Origin of the sequence: Calothrix anomala FACHB-343 (genome assembly GCF_014696435.1) — a bacterium.
In the GTDB taxonomy this organism is placed as follows: Bacteria; Cyanobacteriota; Cyanobacteriia; order Cyanobacteriales; family Nostocaceae; genus Aulosira; species Aulosira anomala_A.
In genome coordinates, this window is record NZ_JACJQG010000092.1 from 25,472 (window position 1) to 33,766 (window position 8,295).

Genomic DNA, 8,295 nt, shown 5'->3' on the forward strand with positions numbered 1-8,295 from the left:
TACTCTAGGTGGTGTTTACAGTTATATTGATCGGGCGATTGCCTTTAAGGCGATCGCAGCTTCACTATCGCCCTTTCAAGTTCTACCTATGGAACTCATTTCCCAAGTTCTGACAATAGAACCAACCTCTCAATTACTGGGTCAGGAACCCATTGTTCCCTTCGCTATTTTGCTGGTAGTTATCTTAGTCGTGCCAATTCTATTTGAGCGCCTCAGACTACCAGGATTAGTAGGTTTGGTTTTTTCTGGGGTAGTACTCGGGCCTGCTGGTTGGAATTTATTCCAGACAGAATCAGAAATTATGAAGCTGCTAGCAGATATTGGGTTAGTTTATCTGATATTTGTGGCTGGGCTAGAAGTTGACTTAGAACAATTCCAACGCCAAAAAAATCGTTCGCTAGGGTTTAGTTGCTTCACCTTTATTTTGCCCTTAGCCATCCTCAGTCTGTTAGGGCATCTTTTTGGCTTGAATTGGATCGCATCTATCTTAATTGGCTCTTTGTTCGCTTCTCATACTTTATTGGCATATCCTGTTCTCGATCGCTTGGGAGTGGTAAACAATCAGTCTGTCAGTATCAGCATTGGAGCCAAGGTTTTTACCGATATTGGTGCGCTGTTAATCTTAACTGTATGTGTAGCTGTAAATAATGTAGGCGGATTTAGCTTCCCCAAACTGCTGACTTTGATTGGTTGGTTAACCATTTACGCAGTTGTGGTTTTAGCAGGCTTTGACTGGTTAGGAAAAGAATTTTTCCGGCGTTCTGGAGGCGAAGAAGGTAACCAGTTTTTATTTGTGCTACTGACAATTTTTCTAGCCGCTGTGGGCGCTCAGTTGATTGGGGTAGAAAAAATTATTGGGGCTTTTTTAGCGGGTTTAGCAGTGAATGAAGTTGTCGGTGAAGGGCCAGTCAAAGAAAAAGTACTGTTTGTGGGTAGCGTCCTCTTCATTCCTATTTTCTTTGTACATCTGGGTTCGTTGATGGATTTCACCACCTTGACTAGCAAAAGTATCAATTTGCAATTGATGCTGCTGTTGGTGTTGGGTGTAATTGCCAGCAAATTCATCGCCGCATGGTTAACAAAACTTTTGTATAACTATTCTTGGCAGGAAATGTTAACAATGTGGTCGCTCACAGTACCGCAAGTAGGTACAACATTAGCAGCAACGTTAGTGGGATACGAAATCGGGTTATTCCAGCCTGTAGTATTCAATAGCGTTGTGGTTGTTATGCTTGTGACATCAACACTTGGCCCGTTAGTTACCAGTCGGGTAGCTGGAGGGTTGGCTTTATCTCCACCTCCAGAACCAGCACCAACAAATCAGCCTGAGCCAAAAATCCCAGACAATAAGAATGCTTTCACTATCGTAGTACCGATTTATAATCCGCAAACTCAGCAATATTTAATTGAACTAGCGACATTATTAGCACGCCAAACCAATGGCAGAGTTGTACCTTTAGCGATCGCTACTGCGGCCGCTAACATGGATGCACCACAGTTAGAAACCTCGTTACAGCGCAGCGAGCGGTTACTAGCAAAAGCTACAGCCCAAAGCCGCGTCTTAGGTGTCACGGCAGAACCCTTGCTACGCATCGATGATGCCTTTGCTCAAGGAATCAGCAGAGCATCTCGGGAACAAAAGGCTAGTTTGATTGTCATGGGTTGGGGTAAACGCACTGGTTTCCGGGCGCGTTTATTTGGTAACGTAATTGATAACGTTCTTTGGGCTTCCCACTGTCCGGTAGCGGTGACTCGTTTAGTAGACTCTCCCAGGAAAATTCAACGGATATTAGTGCCGATTGAAAATTTAATGGCACCAACATTACAGCCAGTGCATTTTGCCCAAATGTTAGCAGACTGCAATCAAGCCCAAGTAACTGTATTAAATGTATGCGAGCGTCGCACCAGCTCGAGCAAAATTGCGGACAAGCGATCGCATCTTTCACTATTAGTATCTAAATTAGCTTTTGCCAATCCGCCAGAAATTCAAATTATTGCCCACGAAAATGTCGCTCAAGCTATTTTACAAGCAGCAAGATTATATGATTTAGTTGTGTTGCCTTTTATACGCAATCATACTAGTCCTGGTGGTTTAGCTATTAGTGATGTTACTACTCAATTAGCCAGACAATTAACTTGTTCTATTGTGATGTTGGGAGAGCCGCAACGTCAGCCAACAGTAACATTAGCAACAGGAGTTCCCAGTACAACATCTACAATGTCAAATATTTGACTTTCAAGATATCTAGGCTATTTTCCGGCTCTGAGATTGTTATGTATATTGCTAAACAGATTTTTTTATGTCTATATACGAATTTAGCTATTTCATTCTAAATATACTTAATATAGGTGAAGATTTGATGAATTCTAGGATCTTCAGCTACAAAGTTCAACGGATGTTTGTTATTTTGCTAATAGATAAAAGTAAGACGTGGTTGAAAAATATACCCACAGAAAATTTGGTAAATTTAACAACATATGTTTAAATAACCGTATTCTCTGGGAGTATTTTGTACCTGAATTAGGTAATCAAAAAAATACGCACAAGAGCTACTGACAGTATATGTAATTAACTGGGGAATTATGAGAATTCTAGTGACGGGCGGTGCCGGGTTTATTGGTTCTCATCTCATTGACAAACTAATAAGCGATGGGCATGAAATCATTTGCTTGGATAACTTCTATACGGGTAACAAGCAAAACATACTTAAATGGTTGGATCATCCATACTTTGAACTCATCCGCCACGATATCACCGAACCCATTAGGTTAGAAGTCGATCAAATTTATCATTTGGCTTGTCCTGCTTCTCCAGTACATTATCAGTACAATCCCGTAAAAACAGTTAAAACTAATGTGATGGGTACGCTCAACATGTTAGGTTTAGCAAAGCGTGTGAAGGCAAGATTTTTCTTAGCTTCAACGAGTGAAGTTTACGGCGATCCAGAAGTTCATCCCCAAACCGAAGAGTATAGAGGTAATGTCAATCCCATTGGGTTGCGTTCCTGCTACGACGAAGGTAAACGTATTGCAGAGACTTTAGCTTTTGACTATTACAGGCAAAATAAAGTTGATATTCGCGTTGTGCGTATTTTCAATACCTACGGCCCCCGGATGTTAGAAAACGATGGTCGGGTAGTAAGTAACTTTATTGTTCAAGCCCTACGGGGTAAGCCATTAACAGTTTATGGTGATGGTTCCCAAACTCGTAGTTTCTGCTACGTCTCTGACTTAGTAGAAGGCTTTATCCGGCTGATGAATAGCGACTATATCGGGCCAGTCAATCTGGGAAATCCTGATGAATACACCATTTTAGAATTGGCACAGGCTGTACAAAACCAGATTAATCCAGATGCGGAAATTCAGTTTGAACCATTACCTTCTGACGATCCGCGTCGCCGTCGTCCAGATATTACCAAGGCTAAAACTTTGTTAAATTGGGAACCTACCGTTCCCCTACAACAAGGGTTAAAACTCACAATCGAAGATTTCCGCAATCGGATTAAAACGGATAACAAGCAGTTAGTCCACTGATTTGTTTGAGGTATTACTCGCTTGCTTACGTACGCTATAAGTGTAAAGTCTTACCTTCTAATATGAGATTTTTGCCTGATACGTAAGCAAAGTGTTAAAAGTTTTCCATTTACAGAATAAATAGAACAAACAAGGAGTTAAAGAGAATGCGTGTTTGCGTCATTGGTACTGGTTACGTTGGTTTAGTAACAGGCGCTTGTTTAGCTCATATCGGTCATGATGTGATTTGTGTCGATAATAACGAAGAGAAAGTTAAGTTGATGAAGTCCGGACAGTCACCGATTTTTGAACCGGGACTTTCGGAAATTATGCAAGCTGCTATTCAAACAGGTAAAATTGAATTCAGCACAGATTTGGCGGCTGGCGTTGCTCACGGCGAAATTCTCTTCATTGCTGTAGGCACACCACCATTACCAACAGGTGAAAGCGATACCCGTTATGTAGAAGCTGTAGCACGCGGTATTGGTAACCATCTCAATGGCGGCTATAAGGTAATTGTTAACAAATCCACAGTACCCATCGGTTCTGGTGACTGGGTAAGAATGATTGTGTTAGATGGTATTGCTGAACGCCAAAAAACCCTAGTTACTGCAGGTGGGGTTGCTGAAGAAGAAAGACTACCTGAGATTGCATATCAATTTGATGTTGTCAGCAATCCAGAGTTTTTACGGGAAGGTTCCGCAGTTTACGATACCTTTAACCCCGATCGCATTGTTCTCGGTGGTAACAGCCAAAAAGCGATCGCTTTAATGAAAGAACTGTATACTCCGATTGTGGAACGTCAGTATGCTGAAGATAAGTCTTTACCACCTGTACCAGTTTTGGCAACAGACCTCAGCTCGGCAGAAATGATTAAATATGCTGCTAATGCTTTCTTAGCAACCAAAATTAGCTTTATTAACGAAGTTGCTAACATTTGCGATCGCGTTGGTGCTGATGTTACCCAAGTTGCTAAAGGTATTGGTTTAGACTCCCGCATCGGTAACAAATTCTTACAAGCTGGTATTGGCTGGGGTGGTTCCTGCTTCCCCAAAGACGTATCAGCGCTAATTCATACTGCTGATGACTATGGTTATGAAGCTCAACTATTGAAATCTGCTGTTACCGTCAACGAACGTCAACGGCTGATTGCTTTAGAAAAATTGCAACAAGTATTGAAAATCCTCAAAGGTAAAACAGTAGGTCTATTAGGTCTAACCTTTAAGCCTGATACCGACGATTTACGCGATGCGCCTGCACTTAACCTAATTGAGCAACTCAACCGCTTGGGCGCTAAAGTTAAAGCTTACGACCCAATTGTTTCGCAAACTGGTTTACGTCATGGTATTTCTGGTGTTTTAGTAGAAACCGATGCTGAAAGACTAGCTGACGGTTGCGATGCTTTGGTACTTGTCACTGAATGGCAACAGTTTAGCACCTTAGACTACGCTAAAATGGCAACCTTGATGACCCATCCAGTAATTATTGATGGTCGTAACTACCTTGATCCAGAAACAATGGTTAGAGCTGGGTTCCAATATGTAGGTATTGGTCGCTAGAAAATAGTTTTTAACTCACAATCCTGATAAGGCTCAAGCTGCTGAGAACATTCTCAGCAGCTTTTCGTTTATTTGGGTGCTAGAGAGGCAAAAAACTCAATTAATCTCAGTTCGACTGATGTACGCTTAAGAAGCGAAATATAAATCAATACGGTTCAGTTAAGGATAATCGTAGGTTGGGCTTACCGTGTGTAAACCTAACAAAACCCCCGGAAATGTTGGGTTACCCTGCGGGAAGCCGCTCCGCGTCTACGTTCCTCAACCCAACCTACAGAGTTTAAGGTTTTCAACACTAACTGAACCCTATTGACATATAAATATATTCTAGAGGGCATGGCAATGCCCATATGTATCAACTTACAGCAATTTTCAGGTAAATAGACCACACTGTAGGGGCACGGCACCAGTAACATTATTGTATATACGAGAAGATTGTGGACGCCGTGCCCCTACTACGATTGTGGTTCAAATGCATGAAAACTGCTGTAACGTGAAACCCTTGCTAATACGCGATCATCTAGCTCCCATGCTCTGCGTGGGAGCGAAAATCGTGGGGCTGCTGCCTCAATTTATCAGCTTTCGAGGCTCTGCCTCGCAATCCGCATTTCCAGCCGGAGGCTGGAAACGAGATAGATAAAAGTTTTGGGCTTAAGTTGACACTAATGGGCAATGCCATGCCCCTACTGTTGCATTATTTTTTCAAACTGGTATCTACAAAAAATTAGTTTCTTGAAGAAATTCCACGATCGCTTGATTTACTTCTTGGGAAGAACCTATCGATGCATCGTGACAGCAGTTAGGCAGAATTTGTAATTTCGCATGAGGAATATATTTATGTAATTTGTCTGCATGACTAGCAGGAAACCAACTATCTTGCTGTCCCCATAAAATTAAAGTTTGGCATTCAATCGCACTTAATTTACTTTGAATTTTACTGAGTAAATTAGGTTTCTTTTCTTGCCATTTAGCAATTTCGCGCGCTGCTATTTGTAATTCTTCGGCAACTTTGACGATAGTGCCAGGAAATTCAATAAAAGGGTAAGCTATCCAATAAATATCTTCTTGACTTAATACTGATGGATCGTATAGCACCTGTCGTCTTTCCATTGCCATAATTTCGCGAAATAGAGGTGCTAATAAATATGTCAGCCGTAAAGTGTCAATAGTTTCGATAATTTCTATTGGTGTTTGTGCCAGTATCCACATTGCCCAATGCGGTAATTTTTCGGCAAAAATTGGCACGTTGACTACTATTAACCGCCCGACTAAATGGGGGTATTCTTGTGCTAGGGAAAGAGCAACTAATCCCCCTAGAGATTCGGCAACAATTACAGGTGGTTCATCGCATAGTTCTTGAATGATTCGCGCTAGTTCAATAATTTGATGTCCGTTATCTTCGCGTCTTGATACTGGTTTTTCAGAAAAACCATAACCTTTAGCGTCAAAACAAATTACCCGGCAATGTTGAGATAAAGGATTGATACTATAACGCCAGTTATAGCTCCAATTTCCCATGCCATGTAATAAAATTAGCGGCTTACCTTTACCTTTTTCACCGTAAGAAATTTGTACAGGATAACCTTTTGTATCAGTAATAATTACATTTTGTCGCCCTTGGAGAAAAGTCGCCTGCCACCAATCTTTCATTAATTTATCAGTTAATTAACTACCTGTTAAGGCTTGCCACAGCCATTTAATTACTATTATAGGCAAGACAACTAAGACAATAGCAATTAGCAATAATCCAATTAATAGAAGTAACATAAATCCCTTATCTGCTTTTTGCATTTGTTGGGGAGATTTTAAATGTTCTTCTAATAGTTGAATATTCAGGGTATTTGCTTTCCAAGCAAAATCAAATAAGTCTCCCAGCATGGGAAAAGTACCGATTAAACCATCGATGATGATATTAACTACCATTCTGCCAAGAGTCGCTCTAGGTATGCCGATGCGGGCAGCTTCTAGAACAATGTAGCAGGAAAGTATCACTCCTAAAAAATCACCGCCAATTGGTAATAATCCTAAAATTGGATCTAACCCCACACCTACTTGAGTACCGGGAATAGTAATCAGGTTATCCATGAGCCGACTAATCTGACGTAGCCGTCTCACTGTAGGTGCTTTAGCATCAGGTTCAATCATCGGATACCGAGAAGGTAAATCAGGCATGAGTGCGATCGCTTTGGGAAGTTCAATAATTATTTACAGCAATTTGGCTAATGGTCAATATAGATATTTTTGACATACTCCCCAGCCTAAAGGCGTGGGGATTCTGGGGTCAAACAGCAATTGCAGGCGTAGCCCGACTTACATCACCTAACCCAATGGTTGATGCCCCAACCATTTGAATATTACGTGCGGCGTTCTCGTCTCTACCATTCACTGATTGGCAGGATGGACAACGCCACTCCCTAATCGACAAATCCAGACTTTCTAAGATATGTCCACAACTGGAGCAAGTTTTACTACTGGGATACCACCGCTCGACAAACACTATCTGCTGACTCTTCTTGTTGGCAACCCATTCCAAGATTTGTAGAAACTTGCCGAAAGCTAGGTCTGATATCTTCCTGCCCCAAAGTCGTTGCATTCCCTTGAGGCTTAGGGTTTCAAAGCAAAGGACATCAAACCTATCGGTTAAGGAATGAGCTAACTTCCAAAACCAATCACGCCGACGATGAGAAATATCCTCATATTTGCGTACTAAGTTTTTTCTTGCTCGTTCTCTATTCGATGAGCCTTTCAGCTTTTTAGAATGCTGCGAACTTGCTTTTTTAATAGCATTTAGGGATTGTTTGAAAAATTGGGGAGACTCAATTGTTGTACCGTCTGAGCATGTGAGGAATGTCTTTAACCCAAAGTCAAAGCCAGCGATTCTACCCGTCTTAACTTCCACTTTTGTACAGACAAGGGTTATCGCGTCTCTACCGTCATCGTCAACAACCAAAACCATGAACAACTCGCCCAATGGAGTGCGCTTGATGGTTAAGGTTTTAACTGTTCCCTCAATCTCTCTCGACTTGCAAAATTGATATACCCGACTACCAATTTTTACTCGATTGTCACCCAAAAACTTATAACCTGCTTGTTTAAGAGTGAATGATTTGTATTTCTTGACCTTTTTAAATCCTGGTGGTCTAACTCCTTTGTTGTTGTGTTTAAAAAACAACTGATAGGCTTTCTCAATGCGTTGACAAATATCTTGTACTGCCTGAGAGCCTAC

General features: G+C 41.4%; 6 protein-coding genes. 3 read left to right on the forward strand and 3 right to left on the reverse strand.

Features of this window, described 5'->3' with window-relative positions:
- The first annotated feature begins 88 nt into the window (after window positions 1-88).
- The 3 genes from H6G08_RS33415 to H6G08_RS33425 all read left to right on the forward strand — a co-directional run bounded on the left by H6G08_RS33415 (window position 89) and on the right by H6G08_RS33425 (window position 5,072).
- Complete coding sequence (locus H6G08_RS33415) at window positions 89-2,233, forward strand: cation:proton antiporter domain-containing protein (protein ID WP_190551063.1); 2,145 nt, start codon at window positions 89-91, stop codon at window positions 2,231-2,233.
- 350 nt (window positions 2,234-2,583) lie between these two features.
- Window positions 2,584-3,534, forward strand: coding sequence for a UDP-glucuronic acid decarboxylase family protein (locus H6G08_RS33420; protein ID WP_190551065.1), 951 nt, complete (start codon window positions 2,584-2,586; stop codon window positions 3,532-3,534).
- A 146-nt stretch (window positions 3,535-3,680) separates the two neighbouring features.
- On the forward strand, window positions 3,681-5,072 hold the full coding sequence (locus H6G08_RS33425; protein WP_190551067.1) for a UDP-glucose dehydrogenase family protein: 1,392 nt from the start codon (window positions 3,681-3,683) through the stop codon (window positions 5,070-5,072).
- Window positions 5,073-5,783: 711 nt separating this feature from the next.
- On the opposite strand, the gene H6G08_RS33430 is transcribed toward H6G08_RS33425, so the two are convergent.
- The 3 genes from H6G08_RS33430 to H6G08_RS33440 all read right to left on the reverse strand — a co-directional run.
- On the reverse strand, window positions 5,784-6,719 hold the full coding sequence (locus H6G08_RS33430; protein ID WP_190551068.1) for an alpha/beta fold hydrolase: 936 nt from the start codon (window positions 6,717-6,719) through the stop codon (window positions 5,784-5,786).
- 15 nt (window positions 6,720-6,734) lie between these two features.
- Window positions 6,735-7,241: a DUF4112 domain-containing protein gene (locus H6G08_RS33435; protein WP_190551070.1), complete on the reverse strand. Its 507-nt coding sequence runs from the start codon at window positions 7,239-7,241 to the stop codon at window positions 6,735-6,737.
- 109 nt (window positions 7,242-7,350) lie between these two features.
- Window positions 7,351-8,295, reverse strand: a 945-nt coding sequence (locus H6G08_RS33440) for an RNA-guided endonuclease InsQ/TnpB family protein (RefSeq protein WP_190551072.1), incomplete at its 5' end; no start/stop codon positions are given.